Annotated in this window: 17 protein-coding genes; 3 read left to right on the top strand and 14 right to left on the bottom strand. The window is 68.2% G+C overall.

Going from position 1 to position 20,503, the window contains the following annotated elements:
• Window positions 1-6: 6 nt before the first annotated feature.
• From serA to L687_RS34455, 3 genes are all read right to left on the bottom strand, one after another.
• Complete coding sequence (serA, locus tag L687_RS34465) at window positions 7-1,611, bottom strand: phosphoglycerate dehydrogenase (protein ID WP_021200391.1); 1,605 nt, start codon at window positions 1,609-1,611, stop codon at window positions 7-9.
• A gap of 123 nt (window positions 1,612-1,734) precedes the next feature.
• Window positions 1,735-2,070, bottom strand: a complete 336-nt coding sequence (locus L687_RS34460; RefSeq protein WP_021200390.1) for a hypothetical protein — start codon at window positions 2,068-2,070, stop codon at window positions 1,735-1,737.
• The gene (locus tag L687_RS34455) at window positions 2,067-2,531 is read right to left on the bottom strand and encodes a hypothetical protein (RefSeq protein ID WP_021200389.1); all 465 of its coding nucleotides are present in this window, start codon (window positions 2,529-2,531) and stop codon (window positions 2,067-2,069) included. Before L687_RS34455 ends, L687_RS34460 begins: the two co-directional genes overlap by 4 nt.
• Before the next feature lie 83 nt (window positions 2,532-2,614).
• Here L687_RS34455 and L687_RS34450 point away from each other — a divergent pair, with 83 nt between their 5' ends.
• Window positions 2,615-3,568, top strand: a complete 954-nt coding sequence (locus L687_RS34450) for a hypothetical protein (protein ID WP_021200388.1) — start codon at window positions 2,615-2,617, stop codon at window positions 3,566-3,568.
• A 14-nt stretch (window positions 3,569-3,582) separates the two neighbouring features.
• Here L687_RS34450 and L687_RS34445 read toward each other — a convergent pair whose 3' ends face one another.
• Entirely contained in the window at window positions 3,583-4,245 is a 663-nt protein-coding gene (locus L687_RS34445) for a GntR family transcriptional regulator (RefSeq protein WP_021200387.1), read from the bottom strand.
• Between the two features lie 86 nt (window positions 4,246-4,331).
• On the opposite strand from L687_RS34445, the gene L687_RS34440 reads away from it, so the two are divergent.
• Window positions 4,332-7,166, top strand: coding sequence for an FAD-binding and (Fe-S)-binding domain-containing protein (locus tag L687_RS34440; protein ID WP_021200386.1), 2,835 nt, complete (start codon window positions 4,332-4,334; stop codon window positions 7,164-7,166).
• Window positions 7,167-7,241: 75 nt separating this feature from the next.
• On the opposite strand, the gene L687_RS34435 is transcribed toward L687_RS34440, so the two are convergent.
• The 6 genes from L687_RS34435 to L687_RS34410 all read right to left on the bottom strand — a co-directional run bounded on the left by L687_RS34435 (window position 7,242) and on the right by L687_RS34410 (window position 14,327).
• The gene (locus tag L687_RS34435; RefSeq protein WP_021200385.1) at window positions 7,242-8,582 is read right to left on the bottom strand and encodes an alpha-L-fucosidase; all 1,341 of its coding nucleotides are present in this window, start codon (window positions 8,580-8,582) and stop codon (window positions 7,242-7,244) included.
• Window positions 8,579-10,123: a M81 family metallopeptidase gene (locus tag L687_RS34430; RefSeq protein WP_031207594.1), complete on the bottom strand. Its 1,545-nt coding sequence runs from the start codon at window positions 10,121-10,123 to the stop codon at window positions 8,579-8,581. The genes L687_RS34435 and L687_RS34430 overlap by 4 nt, the downstream gene beginning before the upstream one ends.
• A 113-nt stretch (window positions 10,124-10,236) precedes the next feature.
• Window positions 10,237-11,214 (bottom strand): ROK family protein, encoded by a 978-nt coding sequence (locus tag L687_RS34425; RefSeq protein ID WP_021200383.1) that lies wholly within the window; start codon window positions 11,212-11,214, stop codon window positions 10,237-10,239.
• Window positions 11,215-11,216: 2 nt separating this feature from the next.
• A complete protein-coding gene (locus L687_RS34420; protein WP_021200382.1) occupies window positions 11,217-12,125 on the bottom strand; it encodes a carbohydrate ABC transporter permease in 909 nt (302 codons plus the stop codon).
• A complete protein-coding gene (locus L687_RS34415) occupies window positions 12,115-13,020 on the bottom strand; it encodes a carbohydrate ABC transporter permease (RefSeq protein WP_017830811.1) in 906 nt (301 codons plus the stop codon). Before L687_RS34415 ends, L687_RS34420 begins: the two co-directional genes overlap by 11 nt.
• A gap of 47 nt (window positions 13,021-13,067) precedes the next feature.
• A complete protein-coding gene (locus L687_RS34410) occupies window positions 13,068-14,327 on the bottom strand; it encodes an ABC transporter substrate-binding protein (protein WP_021200381.1) in 1,260 nt (419 codons plus the stop codon).
• Between the two features lie 200 nt (window positions 14,328-14,527).
• Between L687_RS34410 and L687_RS34405 the strand changes: the two genes are divergently transcribed.
• Window positions 14,528-15,679, top strand: coding sequence for an ROK family transcriptional regulator (locus L687_RS34405; protein ID WP_021200380.1), 1,152 nt, complete (start codon window positions 14,528-14,530; stop codon window positions 15,677-15,679).
• A gap of 18 nt (window positions 15,680-15,697) precedes the next feature.
• Here the strand turns inward: L687_RS34405 and L687_RS34400 are convergent, their stop codons facing one another.
• The 4 genes from L687_RS34400 to L687_RS34385 all read right to left on the bottom strand — a co-directional run bounded on the left by L687_RS34400 (window position 15,698) and on the right by L687_RS34385 (window position 20,489).
• Window positions 15,698-16,972, bottom strand: coding sequence for an alpha-L-fucosidase (locus tag L687_RS34400; protein ID WP_373695051.1), 1,275 nt, complete (start codon window positions 16,970-16,972; stop codon window positions 15,698-15,700).
• A gap of 93 nt (window positions 16,973-17,065) precedes the next feature.
• On the bottom strand, window positions 17,066-18,286 hold the full coding sequence (ilvC, locus tag L687_RS34395) for a ketol-acid reductoisomerase (protein WP_323131865.1): 1,221 nt from the start codon (window positions 18,284-18,286) through the stop codon (window positions 17,066-17,068).
• Complete coding sequence (ilvN, locus tag L687_RS34390; protein ID WP_017830816.1) at window positions 18,174-18,683, bottom strand: acetolactate synthase small subunit; 510 nt, start codon at window positions 18,681-18,683, stop codon at window positions 18,174-18,176. The genes ilvC and ilvN overlap by 113 nt, the downstream gene beginning before the upstream one ends.
• A gap of 3 nt (window positions 18,684-18,686) precedes the next feature.
• On the bottom strand, window positions 18,687-20,489 hold the full coding sequence (locus tag L687_RS34385; RefSeq protein WP_021200377.1) for an acetolactate synthase large subunit: 1,803 nt from the start codon (window positions 20,487-20,489) through the stop codon (window positions 18,687-18,689).
• Between the last annotated feature and the right edge of the window lie 14 nt (window positions 20,490-20,503).

Below are 20,503 nucleotides of genomic sequence, written 5' to 3'. Positions count from 1 at the left end.
GTGCGATCAGACCTCGGTGATCTCGATCTGACGGAAGAGGTCGGCGTCGATCGCGTCGCGCACGTCGTCGAGCAGTTCGTCCGAGACCGGCGAGTCCAGGGTCAGCACGCTGAGGGCCTGGGCCCCGGCGGCCTGACGGGCGATCTGCATGCCGGCGATGTTGATGCCGGCCTCCCCGAACTTCTGGCCGTACACGGCGACGATGCCGGGGCGGTCGGTGTAGAGCATCACGACATGGTGCTTCTCGATCGGCAGCTCGAGCCGGTGGTCGTTGATGCCGACGAGCTTCTCGGTCTGCTTCGGGCCGGTGAGCGTGCCGGACACCGAGAGCTGCGAGCCGTCGGACAACGCGCCCGCGAGGGTGATGACGTTGCGGTATTCGTCGCTGACGTCATCCTTGAGCAGACGCACTGCGATCCCCCGCTGGTCGGCGAGGAGCGGCGCGTTGACGTAAGAGACCGTCTCGCTGACGATGTTGGTGAACACGCCCTTCAGCGCAGCGAGCTTGAGCACGCTGACGTCGTAGTCGTTCAGCTCTCCGTGCACCTCGACATCGAGGCTGGTGAGCGGCGACGTCGCGAGTGCCGCGAAGATCTGGCCGAGCTTCTCGACGAGCGAGATGCCGGGACGCACGTAGGGATCGATGACGCCACCCGCGACGTTCACCGCGTCGGGGACGAGGTCGCCGCCGAGAGCGAGGCGCACGGAACGGGCGACCGAGACGCCGGCCTTCTCCTGCGCCTCTTCGGTGCTGGCACCGAGGTGAGGGGTGACCACGACGTTGGGCAGGTCGAGGAGCGGCCGCGCGGTGCCTCCCTCTGCCGGGGGCTCGGAGGTGAACACGTCGAGTCCGGCACCGGCGATCTCACCCGCGACGAGGGCCGCGTGCAGCGCCTCCTCGTCGATCAGCCCACCGCGTGCGACGTTGACCACGAAGGCGGTCGGCTTCATGGCTGCGAACTGCTCGGCACCGATCATGCCGGTCGTCTCCGGCGTCTTCGGCATGTGGATCGTCAGGAAGTCCGACTCCGCCACGAGCTCGTCGAGCGAGAGCAGCTGCACGCCGAGCTGCTGTGCGCGGGCAGACGTGACATAGGGGTCGTAGGCGACGACCCGCATGTCGAAAGCCGCGAGGCGCGCGGCGACGAGCGCGCCGATGCGGCCGAGACCGACGATGCCGACCGTCTTCTCGAACAGCTCGGCGCCGGTGAAGGAGCTGCGCTTCCAGGCACCGGCAGACAGTGAGGCATGCGCCGCCGGGATGCGGCGGGCGAGGCTCAGGATGTGGCCCACCGTGAGCTCGGCGGCGGAGACGATGTTCGAGGTCGGCGCGTTGACGACCATGACGCCGGCAGCCGTGGCCGCCTTGATGTCGACGTTGTCGAGGCCCACTCCGGCGCGGGCGACCACCTTCAGCTTCGGGGCGTGCCCCAGCGCCTCCTCGTCGATGCGCGTCGCCGAGCGGACCAGCACGGCATCGGCATCCGCGAGCGCCGCGAACAGCGCTTCGCGGTCGGTGCCGTCGACGTCACGGACGTCGAAGTCGGGACCGAGAGCGTCGATCGTGGCGGGAGAGAGTACTTCGGCGATAAGCACGACAGGCTTCGGCACAGTGGATCCTTCGGGGCAGCGCGGCAGGGGCCGATGCGCCGCACACCATGGGGGCGCGATCGCGTCAACTCTACCGGAGCAGGCGCAGCGCTCCGTGCCGTGTGACGCGGTACGGCAGGCCGCTCACGCGCTGGGCATCGTGAGGCTCAGCGCGATCAGACTCATCCAGAACACCGCGACGACGCCGAGTCCGGCGAGGAACACGAGCGCCAGTTCGCCGACACGGCGCCGCCGGCCGATCACATAGGCGAAGACGAACACGATCGCGGGGAAGGCGACGCCGAACAGCAGCGTCGCCCACCCGCCGCCACTCAGTCCGGTCTGGGCCATCGTGATGAGGTGCGCGACGGCATTCCAGACCGCGTAGGCGTAGAAGAGTCCTGCCAGGCCGATGACGAGCCCGACGAGCCAACGCGGAGAATCCGCGGATACCTGCGCTTCGTTCGACGACGTGGTCATGATCCGATCACCCCCACGGTGACGAAGGGCCAGGGGACGAGGAGCACGACCCCCGCGAACAGCACCGCGACGCGGATCCAGGCCGCACTCCCCCGTGTGAGCACCCAGGTCGCCAGGAACCACAGCGCGGGCGCAGCGATCGCGAGGAAGAACCACGGCAGGAACATCACGTCGGAGACGAGGAAGGATGCCAGCGGCTGCAACCGGAGCCCTCCGACGATCCAGCCGATTGTGTAGAGAAGGTAGACGCCGCCGACGACACCGACGAGCAGCAGCATCGGGGTGCTCAGACCCGAGGGCTCGTCATCGGTCGCCGGTGTGACGGTGCCGTCGTCCTCGATCGTCCCGACGTCGTCGCTGCCCTTGCCGACGGCGTTCCAGCCGTGCGGAAGCGCGCGATCCTTCGGTGTCGAGGCCTCGTCGCCGTCCCAGCTGAGCGCGTCGTCGGAATCGGAAGTCATGTCCCCAGCGTAGGACACCCGGTCCACTAGGATCGGGGTTGCCCTGAGCCGGATCGGCGGGCACCGGAGGGGAAGGGAACACCGTGGCTGCGAGCGAGAACGCCGAGACCGGGAACAGCGACGCCCGCGTCGCCCAGTCCGCGAAGAGCGCGGCGACCGAACCGCCTGCCGGTTGGGTCCCCACCCCCGAAGCCAAGGCCAAGGCGACGCGCTTCCGCTGGATCGCCGCCATCCTCTGGGCTGTCGCGATCATCGGCGAAGGCGTCGGCATTTTCTGGCTCCTGCGCCAGCGTGTGTTCGTCGGCGAAGACGGCACCCTCGTCCGCAACCCCGACACCGGCCTGCTCGAGGAGCAGGGTGTCACCGCGACGTTCCCGCAGTGGGCGTTCATCACGCTCCTCGTGCTGCTCGTCGTGATCGCGGCCCTGTCCATCACCGGCTCGGTGCTGTGGAAGAAGGCCAACCGCCTCGACCCCGCGCGCAGGGCGGACAAGACGCGGTTCTTCGTGCAGAACCAGCTCGGTGCGATCGTCGCAGTCGTGGCGTTCCTCCCACTGGTCATCCTGATCTTCCTCAACAAGGACATGGACAAGGGCCAGAAGACCACGGCTGGAATCGTCGGCGTCGTCCTCGCGGCCCTGGCCGTCTTCATCGGCGTCGACTTCGCTCCGGCGTCCGTCGAGCAGTACACGGCCGACCAGTCGGCCGTGATCCAGCTCCTGGGCAAGGACGAGGTGGTCTGGGTCGACGGCGGCAAGGTCTACCACGTCTGCGATGACGTCCCGGCGATCCAGACCGGGAGCGAGATCCGCACCGGTACGACCGCACAGGCCGTCGAGGCGGGCAAGATCCGGCTGACCCTGCAGTTCGCTTCGGAACTGCGCGCCTGCGACCTTCCCGTCCCCGAGAACGATGAGCAGATCACCGAGGCGCTGCGATCGATCCAGGCAGGCCAGACCGACACCGTGCTCCCGGCGCCGGTGTGGGCTGATCCGGCCGAAGCCCCGATCGTGGTCGAGGAAGCTCCGGCGGAGTGACGGCCCGCTCGACGCTACTCCGCGTCGAGCGCCTCCACCAGCCGCTGCTCGGCCGACGACAGGTGCGCGTCGAGAAGAGCCGCTGCCCGTTCTCCGTCGCCTGAAGCGACCGCGTCGAGGATCTCGGCATGCTGCGACGCGATCACCGAGGCGTCGAGAAGCCGGCGCCCCTGCACCTGCGCCATGCACAGCCGCACTTCGTCGAGCACGCTGCGGTACATGCGCCCGGTGCGTTCGCTGTCGAGTGCATCGATGATGGCGGTGTGGAACCGCAGATCGGGGTTCACGGTCGCCGGGTCGGGACCCGGGGGCATCGCGAGGATCTCCGCATTCGCATCGCGCGCCGCGCGCGGCACGGTGCTGGTCTTCGCGAGCTCGCGAAGCGCCGCGCTCTCGAGTCGGACCCTGGTGCGGTAGACGTCACGCACTGTCGCGGGGTCGATCCCGACCACACGCGCGCTCCGATGCGCGGTGCGCACGAGCAGGCCACTGGCGACGAGCTGTTCGATCGCCGCTTTCGCGCTGGGACGCGCAACTCCGAAGGTCTGCGACACGGCCGCTTCCGTGATCGGATCCCCCGAGCGGATCTCGCCGCCGAGGATACGACCGCGCAGCTGTGCGGTGACGGCATCCACGACGCCGACGATCCCCAGCGGTGCGTCCGAAGTGGTGGTCATGCGGGTCAGCCTATCGAAGAGCCGCACGCTCGGTACACTTGTCTGACAATCTCGTTGATCACCTTCCGACGGAGCAGAGGAGCACCGTGCCGACCACCCTCGCCGAACCGCTGGACCCCGACCTGCTGGGCTCCGCGACTCAGGTCCATTCGCGCTCCATCGACCGCTTCGCCCGCGCCCACGACGCCTCCCACTACCTGCTGATCCCGGATGCGGTGCTCTCCCCCGCGGATGCCGAAGGGGTGGCACGCGCCTTCGGAGCCGTTCGCGCCGCCGGCCGCACGATGACGTTCCGCTCCGGGGGCACCAGCCTCTCCGGGCAGAGCGTGAGCGGGGACATCCTCGTCGACACCCGCAGCAGCTTCCGCGAGATCCGCGTGGAAGACGACGGCGCGACCGTGCGCGTCGGCCCCGGCGCCACCGTGCGCCAGGTCAACACCAGACTCACGCGCTATCGCCGCAAGCTCGGCCCCGACCCCGCCAGCGAGATCGCCTGCACGATCGGCGGAGTCGTCGCGAACAACTCCAGCGGAATGGCCTGCGGCATCACCGAGAACTCGTACCGGACGATCGAGTCGATGACGATCGTGCTCCCGAGCGGAACGATCCTCGACACCGGCCGTCCGGATGCGAATGAGCTGCTGCACGCCGCGGAACCCGCGATCGCCGAGGGCCTGCTCGATCTGCGGGCACGTCTGCTCGCAACCCCCGAGCGCGTCGCCTTCCTGCGCCAGCAGTTCTCCATGAAGAACACCATGGGTTACGGGCTGAACGCGCTCCTCGACTTCGATGACCCCGTGCGCATCCTGGAGCACCTCATCATCGGCTCCGAGGGCACACTCGCCTTCGTTGCCGAGGCCCGCTTCCGCACGATCGAGGTGCGCCCGTCGATCGCGACAGGGCTGCTCGTGTTCGAGACGCTGTCCGCCGCGATGACGGCACTTCCCGACCTCACCCGACTCGGACTCGCCACCATCGAGCTCATGGATGCCGCCTCCCTCCGTGTCGCGCAGGGGTTGAGCGACGTCCCGGCATCGATCGCGGAGATCGAGGTGCAGGGGCACGCCGCTCTCCTGGTGGAGGTGCACGCCTCCGACGACGATGCGCTCAGGGAGGCGAGTGCGACGGCACAGGCGCATTTCGAGGTACTGCCGCTCGCCGTGGCACCGCGCCTCACCACGGACTCCGGAGAACGCGCTTCACTGTGGCACGTGCGCAAAGGTCTCTACACCGCGGTCGCCGGCGCCCGCCCCTCGGGAACGACGGCTCTCCTCGAGGACATCGTGGTGCCGGTGCCGCGTCTTCTCCACACGTGCGAGCGACTCATCGAGCTGTTCGCCGCGCACGGGTACGAGGGCTCGGTGATCTTCGGGCACGCCAAGGACGGCAACGTCCACTTCCTCCTCAACGAGCGTTTCGACGATGCCGACAGCGTCGCGCGCTATCGGCGCTTCACCGATGATCTGGTGGACCTCGTGCTGTCCCAGCAGGGATCGCTGAAGGCCGAGCACGGGACCGGGCGCATCATGGCGCCGTTCGTACGCCGCCAGTACGGTGACGAGCTCACCGACATGATGTGGGAGATCAAGGGCCTCCTCGACCCCGACGGCATCCTGAATCCGGGGGTGGTCCTCTCCGACGACCCGGACTCCTACCTGCATGACCTCAAGCGGGTGCCGACGGTCGAGCGCGAGGTCGACCGCTGCGTCGAATGCGGGTACTGCGAACCGACCTGTCCGAGCAAGAGCATCACCCTCACGCCTCGACAGCGCATCGTGATCCGCCGCGACATGGCGTGGGCCGAGGAGCAGGGCGACACCGAGCTGCTGCGCGACCTGCAGAAGGACTACGACTACGACGGCGTCCAGACGTGTGCGGTCGACGGCATGTGCGGCGTGGCCTGTCCGGTCGACATCAACACCGGCGACCTCGTGCGTCGGCTTCGTGCGGAGCAGTCGAACGCGATCGAAGGCGCGGTGTGGGGCGTGGCCGCGAAGCACTGGGGCACGGTCACCCGGGCCGGAGGGGTCGCGCTCACCGTCGCCGATGCCCTCCCCGCTCCGCTCGTGCGCGGCGTCACCCATCTCGGCCGCGCGGTCCTCGGCACCGACACCGTGCCCCTCTACGACGGCGGGCTCCCCCACGGCGGCTCGAAGCCCCCGCGCCCGGAGTCGCCGACCGATGCGCAGGCCGTCTTCTTCGGCGCCTGCATCGGGACGATGTTCGGTGCGGAGGGCGAGGGCGAGGGATCTCGGGATGCCCTGCGTGCACTGCTCGACCGGGCGGGGATCCCCGTCGTGATCCCCGAGGAGAACGGCGGACTCTGCTGCGGCACACCGTGGAAGTCGAAGGGCCATCTCGACGGATACGCACGCATGTCGAACCGGGTCCTGGAGTCGTTGTGGGTCGCGAGCCGGCACGGCGAGCTTCCCGTGGTGTGCGATGCGGCGTCCTGCACCGAGGGCCTGGACGTGATGCTCGCACAGTCGGTCGCGAAGAACCCCCGGTACGCCGGGCTGCGTATCGAGGACGCCACGACCTTCGTGTCCCGCGAGGTGCTGCCGAAGCTGACCGTCACGGCGAAGCTGCCCACCATCGCGGTGCATCCGACCTGTTCCACGACGGCGCTCGGGGCGACCGGGGCGCTGACCACGATCGCCGAAGCCGTCGCCGACGACGTGTTCGTCCCCGAGGGGTGGGGCTGCTGCGCCTTCGCCGGGGACCGCGGCATGCTGCACCCCGAGCTCACGGCCAGCGCGACCGCTCAGGAGTCGGCGGAGATCGCGGAGGCCGAGAGCACGCGCGGCGACTTCGATGCGTTCGTGTCGGCCAACCGCACCTGCGAGATCGGGATGACACGTGCCACAGGGCGACCGTATCGGCATGTGATCGAGGTGCTCGAGGAGCTCACCCGCCCCTGAGCGCGGGCGCACACAGCGAGGGCCCTCCCGACTCGTGGTCGGGAGGGCCCTCGCCTCGTCGCGATCTGATCCGTCTCAGCCTGCGGACAGGACCGCGACAGCCTCTTCGCGCAGACCGGCCGGGATCACAACGACCGCGCTGTCCTGCGCCGACCGCTCGGCGACGGACCCGTCCGACCAGCGCAGATCGCGCGTGCGCAGTTCATCGGGCAACCCGATCGTGCCGACGCTCGGGTCGAGCGCGTGCACGTGCACCGTCGCCCCTGTGGTCGTGTAGCGACGCGGAGCGCCGCTCCGCTCCCCCATCCGGATCCACGGTCGTGTGCCGTAGATCGCGTGCCCGTTCGCCTGCAGCCACGCACCCAGCTCGCGCATCGCGCTCCGCTGCAGTTCCGGGATCGAGCCGTCGGCCGCAGGGCCCACGTTGATCAGCAGATTGCCGTTCTTGGCCACGACGTCGACGAGCAGGCGGATGAGCGCCGCACCGGACAGCGAGTGCCGCTCGTCCTCCGCCTGGTTGAAACCGAACGAGTAGCCGAGGCCGCGGGTCGACTCCCATGGCTCCGGGATGATCTCGGGGATGTCCGTGTATTCGCGGGTGAGGAAGCCGTGGTACGGCACACCCCAGCGGTCGTTGACGACACCATCCGGTACGGCATCGAAGTACCGCTCCAGGAGCGCGGCGACCGCGTAATCGTCACGCCCCTTGCCACCGTCCGGCCACTCGATGTCGTTCCAGAGCACGTCGGGCGAGAAGCGCGCCACGAGCTCGTCGAGCTGTGCGGCGGAGTAGCGGGCGAAGTGCGCGTCGTTGCGACGGAACCGGAACAGATCGGTGTCCGATTCGATCGCCGGGAAGTCGCTCACATGCCAGTCGAGCGCGCCCGAGTAGTAGACGCCGAACTTCGCACCCGCCCGGCGGGTGGCATCGTGGAACTCGGAGATGAGGTCACGGCGCGGACCACGAGCCACCGCGTTGAAGCCGGTCGTCGCGGTGTCCCACAGGCAGAACCCCTCGTGGTGCTTCGTCGTGGGGATGATGTACCGGGCTCCCGCGCCGACGAGCTCGCCCACGAAGGCATCCGCGTCGAACGCCGAGGCATCCCATCGATCGGCGAGGTCCTCGTACGAGGTGCCCGGCCCGAACAGCTGCTGATGCCGCTCCCACGTGGGGCTGCCGGCGATGCGCACGGTGTTGCCGTACCACTCTGCGTACTGGTGCCAGGCGTACGCGTCCTCGGTCGGAATGTTCACGCCCTCGCCGTGCTGCACGGCCCACGCCGGCACCGAGTAGAGGCCCCAGTGCACGAAGAAGCCGAGCTTCGCGTCGCGGTACCAGTCGGGCACACCCTGCGTCGGGTACGTCGGAGCGTCCGCGCCGAGGTCCGGTCCGGTGCGCTTCTCGAAGTTCATCATGCGCTCTGCTCCTCAGGGGTTCCGCGACGGACGACGACCGCGGTGAGATCGGGATTCCCGTTCGGGTCGAAGGGGTAGACGCCGGGCCGCAGGCGGTGGTGGCCCAGACGCAGCAGGTCCTGATCGACACCTCCGGGCGTCAACGCGAGCGTCCAGCCCACGGCGAGCTCGTACAGCTCCGGTTCGAGGTAGCCGATCTTCACCACGACGATGTCGGCGCTCGTGGGCTCGAGCCCCAGCATCCGGAAATCCGAGAGGTGGTGGAACGGCTTGCGGCGCTCGGTGATGATGGCGTGCAGCCCGCCCACTGCGATCACGACCTGCGTGCCCGCATCGGGATCCCCGTCGGTGATGGAGAACACGGTCCCGGTGATCGGCACGGGGCCGTGCGGGCCTGGGTCGACCCCTGCGCCGGCGTCGAGGGTGACGGTGGCGCCGACACCGGCGGCCGCTGCCTGGGCGACGGCCACGGGATCGAAGATTGAGGCGACCAGAGTGGTGCGCCTGCCGTCGGTGAGCTCCGCACGCTGCAGCAGGTGCGCGAGCGTCCAGGTCACGTCGCCCGCACCACCGGCGGTCGGGTTGTCGCCCGAGTCCGAGATCAGGTACGGATGCGGCGCTCCCGGGGCGAGCGCCTTCTCGAGCGCCTCATCGAGGGATCCGGTCTCGGCCACGAAGACGAAGTCCTCGCGGGCGTCCCAGAACATCCGTGCCACGCGCTCGGCCTCGCGCGCGATCAGCTCCTCGTCGTCGCCGGTGACCACGACGTACGCCTGGCACCGCGGCTCGTCCGCCCAGGCATAGCCGATCCACACCGAGGCGTCGACGACGCCGGGAAGCGCTTCGATCTCGGGCAGCTGCGCGTAGATGCTGCGCGCCGGCTCCAGGCGGGTGCTGGTCTTCTCCCCGGGCAGCAGCACCGGGACCGGCACCCACGCCGTGAACGGGCGCCGACGCAGCGGGTCGGTGCCGTGCGGCCCCCGCAGTCGCGAGAGCAGGTTCCACACCGCCCGCTCCTTGGTGTTCATCCAGTCCTCGTGCGGCGCCATCCGGTAGCAGGTCAGCAGATCGACCGCGTCGCGCAGCACCTCCGAGACGTTGCCGTGCAGATCCATCGAGGTCGACACCAGCGTGTCGGGGCCGAGGGCCGCGCGCACCGCGAGAGCGAGATCCCCCTCGGCGTCCTCCATGCCGACGACGCTCATGGCGCCGTGGATGTCGAAGAAGAAGCCGTCGAAGGGCCCCTGCGTGCGGATGCCCTCCACGATCGCATCCTTCATCCGGTGGTAGGTCTCCGGAGCCACGGCTCCGCCCGGCAGGGAGCGTCCGTGTGTGAGCGGTACCCACTCCGCGGCGGCTTCGAGCTCGCGCCCGTCCTCGAGGAAGGGATAGTACGAGCGCAGGGCCTCTCCGGTGCGGACCGTGAAGGCCTCGTCACCGGAGATATGAGGGGAGAACGTGCTCGACTCGATCGAGATCCCGGCGATGCCGATGCGGGGTCTCGGGAGCCCGCCGTCTGCGACGGAAGGAAGGGAACCCATCCAGATCTCGTGGGCTTCGGGACGTGCAGTCACGTGGTGTGCTCCTTGTCGGGGCTCGTCGGGTGGACTCATCGGGTGGTCGGGGCTCATCGAGTGGTCGGTGCGAACCGGGATCAGTGTGCTCGTGCCGGCACGAGGGCACGGCGGGCGGTCTCGATGGCGCCGAGGGCGACGGCATCGGAACCGAGGACGGCGGGGATGATGCGCAGAGGGATGCCCGATACCGGAGAGTCCGTGCGCAGCGTGCGCGCGATCGCCGGCTCGAGGAGGTCCCAGGCGGTGGCGACGCCGCCGCCCACGATCGCACAGGGCAGATCCATGATCGTCGCCGCACTGGCACACGCGAGCGCGAGCGCGTGCCCGGCGGCGTCGAACACCGCGATCGCGTCCACGTCGCCCTGTCGGGCACGGTCGGCGACGTCTCTGGCGTCGAGGATAGGTCCCGCCGTGCGCTCCTGAAAGCGCAGTGCGATCGAGGTGCCCGACGCCAATGTCTCCAGATGGCCGGTCTGGCCACAGGTGCACACGAGCTCGCTGTAGCCGGGGGTGTGTCCGATCTCCCCCGCCGCACCGTGCGGACCGTGATGGAGCTCACCGTCGATCATGAGCGCACCGCCGACGCCCGTGCCGAGCATCACGCCGAGCACATCGCGGTCCGTGCGCCCGTCGGCGGCGGCCTCGCCGAGCAGGAAGGCGTTGACGTCGTTCTCGACACGTACGGGGACGCCGAGACGTGCTTCGAGTTCGTCCGCCAGGGGGAACCCCGCCCACCCGACGAAGGTGGCCGATGCCGCGCGGATCGTCCCGGTCTCATGGTCGATGACCCCCGCTGCGCCGACCCCTGCCGCGACGAGTGTCACGTCGGCCTCGGCGACCAGCGCGCGGGTGAGTTCTGCCGCCGCATCGGCCATCGCGCCTCCGCCGAGGGCAGCGGGTGCCGGGACGCTTCCCCTGGCGAGGACGGTTCCTTCGGCACTGACGAGGAGGGCCGCGATCTTGGTGCCGCCGATGTCGATCCCGACCAGACCGGTGCCGTTGGGGAGGACGACGCCGTCGACGGGCATGGTGGTGCGCTGTTCCTGACCGATCATGCTCAGCGCCCGCCCAGTCCTGCCATCGCGATGCCCTTGACGAGGTGCTTCTGCAACACGATCACGAGAATCGTCGTCGGCACCATCGAGATGATGGCCGCGGCCATCTGCAGGTCCCACCGCGTGCCGGTGAGTCCCGCGAAGCTCGCGAGTCCGACGGGGAGCGTTCCGTGCGCGTTGTAGTCGACCGTCACGATCAGCGGCCACAGGTAGCTGTTCCAGAACGAGAGGAACGTGAACACCGCGAGCACCGCCACGGCCGACTTCGACAGGGGAAGGATGATCTGCAGGAACGAGCGCACGGGGCCGGCGCCGTCGACGCGTGCCGCCTCCTCCAGCTCGTACGGGATGCCGCGGAAGAACTGCCGCATCAGGAACGTGCCGAAGGCCCCGAAGGCGAAGGGCAGGATCAGCGCCTGGTAGGTGTCGACCCAGTTGAACCACTGCATCACCTGGAACATCGGGATGACGAGGACTTCGGCCGGCACCATGAGCGTCGCGAGGAACAGCACGAACACCGCGTCGCGGCCCTTCCAGCGCAGACGCCCGAAGGCGTACCCTGCCGTGGTCGAGACGACCAGAACGACGAGGGTGCCGCCGATCGCGACGATGAAGGAGTTCACGATGTAGGTCAGGAACGGCCCGTAGGCGAACACGTCGACGAAGTTGCTCCACCGCAGCTCGGAACCCACCAGGGTCGGCGGCATCGAGAACATCTCGGCGTTCGGCTTGAGCGCCGAGAAGAACGCGTAGATCAGCGGGGAGATGAAGATCAGCGCCGCGATGTAGATCGCGACATGGGCGAGGATCAGTCGCGCGCGGGCACCCGGTGTGGTCGCCGCGCCGCGCGCACGCTCCCGATCGGAGCGGCCGGCACGGCCCGTGGGGCGGACGAGGGTCTCAGTGCTCATAGTGCACCCACTTCTTCTGCGCGGCGAACTGGAGCCCGGTGATCGCGATGATGATCGCGAAGAGGATCCACGCGGCTGCGGCGGCGAGGCCGAGGTCGCCGAAGGTGAACCCCTGCTCCCAGATGTACATGACGAGCGGCTTGGTGGCGTTGCCGGGGCCGCCGCCGGTGAGCATCTGCGGCTGGACGAACACCTGCAGGGAGGTGATCATCGTCATGATCGTCGCGAAGAAGATCGACGGCGAGATCATCGGGATGATGATGCTCCATACCCGGCGGAACCCTCGGGCGCCGTCGATGCTCGCCGCCTCCAGCACGCTCTCGGGGAGCTGCTCGAGAGCGGCCGAGAAGATCAGCATGTTGTAGCCGAGCCCCTGCCAGACGCTCATCACGACGACCATGATCATGGCCCATGACGGATCGGCGAGGAAGTTCGGCAGCTCGATGCCGAACCAGGTCTGCGAGAGCCCGTTGAACAGCCCCTGCGGCTGCAGCATCATCTTCCACACCAGCACGTTGGCGACCATCGGAGTCACCACGGGGATGAAGAAGAGCACGCGCAGGGCTCCTCGTCCGCGGATTCGCGATCCGAGGCCGAGAGCGAGCACGAGCGAGAGAGCGACGCTCAGCGGCACGTAGAGCAGGGTGTATACCGCCGAGTTGCGCAGCGCCGGCCAGAAGTCGGGGCTGCTGGTGAACAGCTTGACGTAGTTGTCCACGCCGTTGAAGGTCCGCTCGCCGAAGGTCGGCCAGTCGAAGACGCTCATCACGATCGAGAGCCCGACGGGCACGATCGTGAACAGGGCGAGCCCGATCAGGGCGGGGCTTGCGAACCCCAGCGCCTGACCGGCCTCCACCTTGGCGAGCGATCGTCGACGTCTCGTCGTGATCGTCATCTCAGTTCTTTCTCTGTTGCTGCGTTACTGCGGTGGCCGGAGCCGGGTCACTCGCCGAACTGCGCCTGCGCGTTGGAGAGCAGCTCTTCCATCGTCATCTGACCGTTGTAGACGCTGACCAGGTTGGGCTGGATGTAGCTGTCGAGCTTCTGCCAGTTCTTCGTCATGTACAGCGGAACGGTGTCGCCGAACGCGGCCTCGAACACCGACTGCACCTGGTCGCGGTACTTCTCGTCGATGGACTCGAAGTACAGCGGCTGCGACGACGTGCGCGCGGGATACGAGCGTCCCGAGGATGCGATGTAGTCCTGCGCGTCCTCGCCCAGCAGCGAGCCCATCACCTTGAGGGCGGCCTCCGGGTTCTTGCAGTTGGCCGAGATGCCGTAACCGGAGCCGAGGATCGGGCCGGGGTTGCCGTCCGCGCCTGCGGGCAGCGGCACCATGCCGGCGGCGAAGCCGGACTCGTTGTCGAGGTAGCTCACGGCGTTCCACGTGCCGTCGACGGCCATCGCGGCATTGGCGCCGGTGTACTGGTTCTCGCCCCATCCGGTGTCGGAGGCGGACGCCACGGGGGCCGCGACCTTCTTCTCGGTCACCAGCTCGGCGTACCAGGTCGAGGCGTCGACGAACGCCTTCTCGTCGATGTGCAGGGTGCCGTCCTCGGAGGCCGGCTGCGTCGCGGAGTACGCGATCGGCATCGACATCCACTGGTAGCCGCCCATGCCCATGCCGAAGCCGTACTTGCCGTCCTTGGTGGCAGCCGCGGCGATGGTGTCGAAGTCGTCGAACGTCCACCCGATCTCCGGGGTGGGGGCGCCCGCTGCGGTCAGCATGTCCTGGTTGTAGTACACGAGCATGGTGGCGACGTCGAAGGGCACGCCATAGGTCTTGCCCTCGAAGCTGAGGATGCCGTCGGCGCTCGGGTTGAACTCGGACCAGTCGATGCCGGCCGTCTTGAGGTCGGCATCGCTCAGCTCACGGAAGCCGCCGGTGTAGCCGCCCAGCTGCGCTCCGCTCATACCGGTCACGCACGCCATGTTGCCGCTGGCCATGTTGGTGGTCAGCTTCGTGAAGAAGTCGCTCCACGGCGACGTCTGCAGCTTGATCTTGATGTCGGGGTTCTGCTCCTGCGCGAATGCGACCTGGGCCTCGAGGGCATCGACGTCGGACTCGCTCCCCGCCCACATGTCGACGACGATCGTGTCGCCGTCGGCGGAACCGCCGGTGCCGCTGCCGCTCGCGCAGCCGGTCATCGCGACTGCCACGCCGGCGACGGCGACAACAGCCCCTACACGCAACTTCTTCATTGAATGCCTCCTGGAAGGGAACTGGTTATTTCGAGGCTCGAATTAACCTAGTAGGATTTCGTATGAAGTTACCGTTTCATACTTCGCAAGAGGCCGCAAGCTGAACATCCGATGTTTATCGGACCTTGATAATTCGTAACTCCCGGGAAACACGACCATCCCCCGCTACGCTGACGATGCTCCGACAGGAAAGTGCTCCCATGACGAACACCGCTGACACCACCGTCGACGACCCGCACACGCGGCGGATCCTCGACCTCGTCGCGCGCGGCGAGGCCCGCTCGCGATCGGAGCTCGCCACATCGCTCGGCGTCGCCGCATCGACGGTCGGACTCCGCGTACAGTCCCTCCTCGACGCCGGAGTCCTCCGCGAAGCGGGCGACGGCACCTCGCGCGGCGGACGACGTCCCCGGGTCCTCCAGATCGCCGCGGACGGCTTCGTACTCTCGGCAGACCTCGGCGGCGGCCACGCGCGCATCGGCAGGCACTCCCTCAGTGGCGCCCTCTTGGACAGCGAGTCGATCGCCGTCGATGTGACCGAGGGCCCCGAGGCGACGCTCGACCGCCTCGGTGTCGTGTTCGACCGCCTGGCGTCCGCCGGCCGCGTCCACGCGATCGGCATCAGCCTTCCGGGCCCCGTCGACATCGCGACAGGCTCGGTCGATCAGCCATCGCGGATGCCCGGATGGCCGGGGTTCCGCGTCGGCGAGCACCTCTCCACGCGCTACGACGTTCCGGTGGCGGTCGACAACGACGCCAATCTCGCCGCCCTGGGAGAGCACCGTGAGCGCTTCGGCCACACCGGCCACAGCATCACGGTGAAGGCGGGAACCGCGATCGGCAGCGGCATCATCGTCGACGGCCGCGTGCACCGCGGTGCGACCTCCGCCGCCGGCGACATCACGCACACCCGCATCGACGGCAGCGGCGACATCCCCTGCTCCTGCGGCAACACCGGCTGCCTCGAGACCGTGGCGAGCGGGGCGAGCCTCGTGCGGCAGATGCGAGACCGCGGCAACGACTCCGTGCACACGACGACCGATGTGCTCAGCCTGGCGCGCGATGCGGATCCCCTGGCCACGACACTGGTGCGGACCGCAGGCACCCATCTCGGACAGGCGCTCTCCGGCGTCGTGAACTTCTTCAACCCGCACGCCGTGTTCCTCACCGGCAGCATGAGCGCATCCGAACCGTTCATCGCCGCCGTCCGCAGCCGGGTCTACGAGGCGTGCCACCCGCTCGCCACGCAGCGCCTGCGCATCGAGTCCGCGACCACGGGCGCTGATGCCATCCTGCATGGAGCCGCGCGCCTCGCGCTCGAGGGCATGGACATCCCCGTGGCGACGGCCTGAGCCGCCGCCACGAGGGACTCAGTCGGCGATCAGAGTCAGTTCGATCACGGGCACGAGCACGTCGGGGCGCCGCACCGGGAGGTGCACCGTCAGCGTCCCCTCGGCCTCCCCCGCAGGCGTCATCAGATCCGCCTCGCGATCCGGATCGGACACGCTGGTCCGGAGCCACGATCCGTCGTTCAGCAGCCGCGCGTACGACACCTTCCCGGCGAGCTCCGGCAGGTGCACGAAGCCCATCGGCCAACTGAACAGGTTCAGGTACAGGCGGTTCCCCCTACGCGTGTACACCCCCTCGCGCGGCGGGGTGAACGACGCGTGCCCGGCGCCGATCACGGCGCCCCGATGCAGGCGCATCCACTCGCCGATCTCTCCCAGCGTCTGCGCATCGCGGGGCGCGATCGCCCCACGTCCGTCCGGGCCGATGTTCAACAGCATGTTGCCGCCCATCGACACAGAGTCCACCAGCATCTGCACGAGCATGGTGGGCGACTTCTGATCGGTGTTGTCACGGTGGTAGCCCCAGGAGCCGTTCAGCGTCTGGCACGCCTCCCAGATCAGCGGCACACCGTCACGCACGATCGGCGAGGTCGGCTGGTACTGCTCGGGGGTGACGAAGTCGGCCGGAATGCCCAGACGATCATTCACGAGCATGTTCGGCTGCAGTTCCCGGCACAGGGCGAGCAGGGCTGTCGCGTCCCAGTCGCCGGGCCCCTTGCCCACCCATCCGTCCTTCTCCTCGGGGTAGGTGAAGTCGAAGAAGAGGTAGTCGATGTCGCCGTACTCCGTGAGGAGCTCGCGCACCTGCCCGTGGAGGTAGTCGCGGTACGCGGCCATGTCGCGCCCGACGTTCAGCGCGTGCGCGCCCTCGTCGTCACGGCGCGGGTGATTCCAGTCCACGGTGAAGTCGGGGTGATGCCAATCGATCACCGAGTGGTAGAGGCCGACCTTGAGGCCCTCGGCCCGCAGCGCCTCCACATACTCGCGCACGAGGTCGCGTCCGGTGTTCGTCACCGACGTGAAGTCCGTCAGCTTCGAGTCCCAGAGGCAGAATCCGTCGTGGTGCTTCGTGGTGAGCACCACGTATCCCATGCCGGTCTCCTTCGCCGTGCGCGCCAGGGCGGTCGCATCGAAGAGATCCGGGTCGAAGTGCTCGAAATACTGCCGGTAGTCCTCATCGGTGAGGCGTTCGTAGTTCTGGACCCACTCGTGCCGGGCAGCGCCGCTGTAGAGGCCGAAGTGGACGAACATGCCGAACCGGGCCCGGTCAAACCATTCCTGTCGCATGTCCTCCATCCTGGCATAGACATCGGATGTTTAGAGGCAGAATGACCTCGGTCACGAAGAACGGGCGCCCCCGAAGGGACGCCCGTTCTTTCGAGAATCGAATCAGCGCGCGGCGCTGCCGTCGACGTAGTCCTCATCCTGCTGCTTCCACGCGAAGAGCGAACGCAGTTCCTTGCCGGTGACCTCGATCGGGTGCTGCTCCTCCTTCGCACGCAGTGCCAGGAACTCCTCGGCCCCGTTGTCCTGGTCGTCGATGAAGCGCTTCGCGAAGGCGCCGGACTGGATGTCGGCCAGCACGCCCTTCATGCTCTCCTTGACGCGCTCGTCGATGACGCGCGGGCCGGAGACGTAGTCGCCGAACTCGGCGGTGTCGGAGATCGACCAGCGCTGCTTGGCGATGCCGCCCTCCCACATCAGGTCGACGATCAGCTTGAGCTCGTGCAGAACCTCGAAGTACGCGATCTGCGGCTGGTAGCCCGCCTCGGTCAGCGTCTCGAAGCCGGCCTGCACCAGGTGGCTCACGCCACCGCAGAGCACGGCCTGCTCACCGAACAGGTCGGTCTCGGTCTCCTCGGTGAAGGTCGTCTTGATGACGCCGGCGCGGGTGCCGCCGATGGCCTTGGCGTACGAGAGCCCGAGGTCCCATGCCTTGCCCGATGCGTCGCGCTCGACGGCGATGATGTCGGGGATGCCACGGCCGGCGACGAACTCGCGACGGACCGTGTGACCGGGAGCCTTCGGGGCGACCAGGATCACGTCGACACCCTCGGGAGCGTCGATGTAACCGAAGCGGATGTTGAAGCCGTGCGCGAAGGCGAGCGTCTTGCCGGCCGTCAGGTTCGGCGCGATCGACTCGCTGTAGATCGTGCGCTGGTGCTGGTCCGGCGCGAGGATCATGATGACGTCGGCCCACTCGGTGGCCTCGGCGACGGTCTTCACCGGGAAGCCGGCCTCCTCGGCCTTGGCTGCCGACTTGGAGCCCTCCTTGAGGGCGATCGCGACCTCGACACCCGAGTCGCGCAGGTTCTGCGCGTGGGCGTGACCCTGCGATCCGTAGCCGACGATCGCGACCTTCTTGCCCTGGATCAGGGACAGGTCTGCATCGGCGTCGTAGAAGATCTCGGTGCTCACTATGTGTTTCTCCTTGTTCTTTGCGTTTCGTCTTGCTTCGCGCGCTCGATGAGCGGCGAAAACTCGGTACTCGGGTTGGTCAGCCGCGCAGGACGCGTTCGGTGATGCTCTTGCCGCCGCGGCCGATCGCGAGAAGGCCGGACTGCGCGATCTCCTTGATGCCGAAGGGCTCGAGCGCGCGCAGCATCGCATCGACCTTGCCCTTGTCACCGGTCACCTCGATCACGAGTGCGTCGGAGGCGTAGTCGACCACGGAGGCGCGGAAGAGGTTCACCACCTCGATCACGTTCGAGCGCGTGGCGTTGTCGGTGCGCACCTTCACGAGCATGTGCTCGCGCTGCACGGAGGTGGCGAAGTCGAGCTCGACGATCTTGATCACATTGATCAGCTTGTTGAGCTGCTTGGTGACCTGCTCGAGCGGAAGCTCGTCGACGTCGACGACGACGGTGATGCGGGAGATGCCCGGCACCTCCGTCACGCCGACGGCGAGGGAGTCGATGTTGAAGCCGCGGCGGGCGAAGAGCCCCGCGACACGGGTCAGCAGGCCGGGGGTGTTCTCCACCAGCAGGCTCAGCACGTGGGTCGACATGGATCAGTCCTCCTCGTCGAATGCGGGCGCGTGCTCGCGGGCGTACTGGACATAGCTGTTGCTGACTCCCTGCGGGACCATCGGCCACACCATGGAGTCGGCACTCACGACGAAATCGATCACCACGGGGCGGTCGTTCGTCTCGAGCGCGAGCTGGATGGCGGCGTCCACCTCCTCTTCCTTCTCCACGCGGATCGCGAGGCAGCCGTAGGCCTCGGCGAGCTTCACGAAGTCGGGGATGCGGATCGTGCCGTGACCCGTGTTCAGGTCGGTGTTGGAGTGACGGCCGTCATAGAACAGCGTCTGCCACTGTCGGACCATGCCGAGCGACGAGTTGTTGATGATCGCGACCTTGATCGGGATGTTGTTGATCGTGCAGGTCGCGAGCTCCTGATTCGTCATCTGGAAGCAGCCGTCGCCGTCGATCGCCCAGACCGGACGCTCGGGCTGCGCCACCTTGGCCCCCATCGCGGCCGGCACCGAGTAACCCATCGTGCCGGCACCGCCGGAGTTCAACCAGGCGTTCGGACGCTCGTACTTGATGAACTGTGCCGCCCACATCTGGTGCTGACCGACGCCGGAGGCAAAGATGCCCTCCGGACCGGTGAGCTCGCCGATCCGCTGGATCACATACTGCGGAGCCAGGAGGCCGTCCGTCGTCGGCGCGTATCCGAGGGGGAACTCGGTGCGCAGTCCGTCGAGGTACGACCACCATTCCTCGATGTCGGGCTTCGCGCCGGAGGTCGCCCCGCGGAAGGCCGCATCGAGATCGGTGAGCACATCGCGCACGTCGCCGACGATCGGCACATCGGCCGTGCGGATCTTGGAGATCTCGGCCGGGTCGATGTCGACATGGACGACCTTCGCGTTCGGCGCGAACAGAGCCGCCTTACCCGTGACGCGGTCGTCGAACCGGGCACCGAGCGACACCAGGAGGTCGGCCTCCTGGAGCGCCAGCACGGCGGGAACCGTGCCGTGCATGCCGGGCATTCCGAGGTGCTGGGGGTGCGAGTCGGGGAACGCGCCGCGCGCCATCAGCGTGGTGACGACCGGCGCGCCGGTGGACTCCGCGAGCTCGAGGAGCTCCGCCGACGCCTTGCCGCGGATCACACCACCGCCGACGTACAGCACCGGCTTCTTGGCCTCGGCGAGCAGCGTCGCCGCAGCCTGGATCTGCTTGCCGTGCGCCTTCGTGACGGGACGATAGCCGGGGAGGTCGATCTTGGGCGGCCACACGAACGGGGCGGTCGCCTGCTGCGCATCCTTCGTGATGTCGACCAGCACGGGGCCGGGGCGTCCGGTGCCCGCGATCTCGTAGGCCGCGGCGATCGCGCCAGGGATGTCCGCGGCATCCTTCACCAGGAACGAGTGCTTGGTGATCGGCATCGTGATGCCCACGATGTCGGCTTCCTGGAACGCGTCCGTTCCCATCAGCGTCGAGAACACCTGGCCGGTGATGGCGAGCATCGGAACCGAGTCCATGTAGGCATCGGCGATCGCGGTCACGAGGTTGGTCGCACCGGGCCCGGAGGTCGCGATGCACACGCCGACCTTGCCGGAGGCCGATGCGTAGCCCTCGGCGGCGTGACCGGCGCCCTGCTCGTGCCGCACCAGGATGTGGCGCAGCTCGGATGCATCCATGAGCGGGTCGTAGACCGGGAGGATCGCACCTCCGGGAAGACCGAACACGTCGGTGACGCCAAGCAGCTCGAGCGAGCGGACCACGGCCTCCGCGCCGGTGATCTCCGGCGCAGAGGATTGACGGGCGGGCGGCCTCGGCACGGCCGGGGCGGTATCAGCAGTCATGAGTTTCCTTCTGA

The organism is Microbacterium maritypicum MF109 (assembly GCF_000455825.1).
Lineage (GTDB): Bacteria > Actinomycetota > Actinomycetes > Actinomycetales > Microbacteriaceae > Microbacterium > Microbacterium maritypicum_A.
Note: the sequence above shows the minus strand (reverse complement) of the source record. Positions and strands in the feature narration are given on the sequence as shown.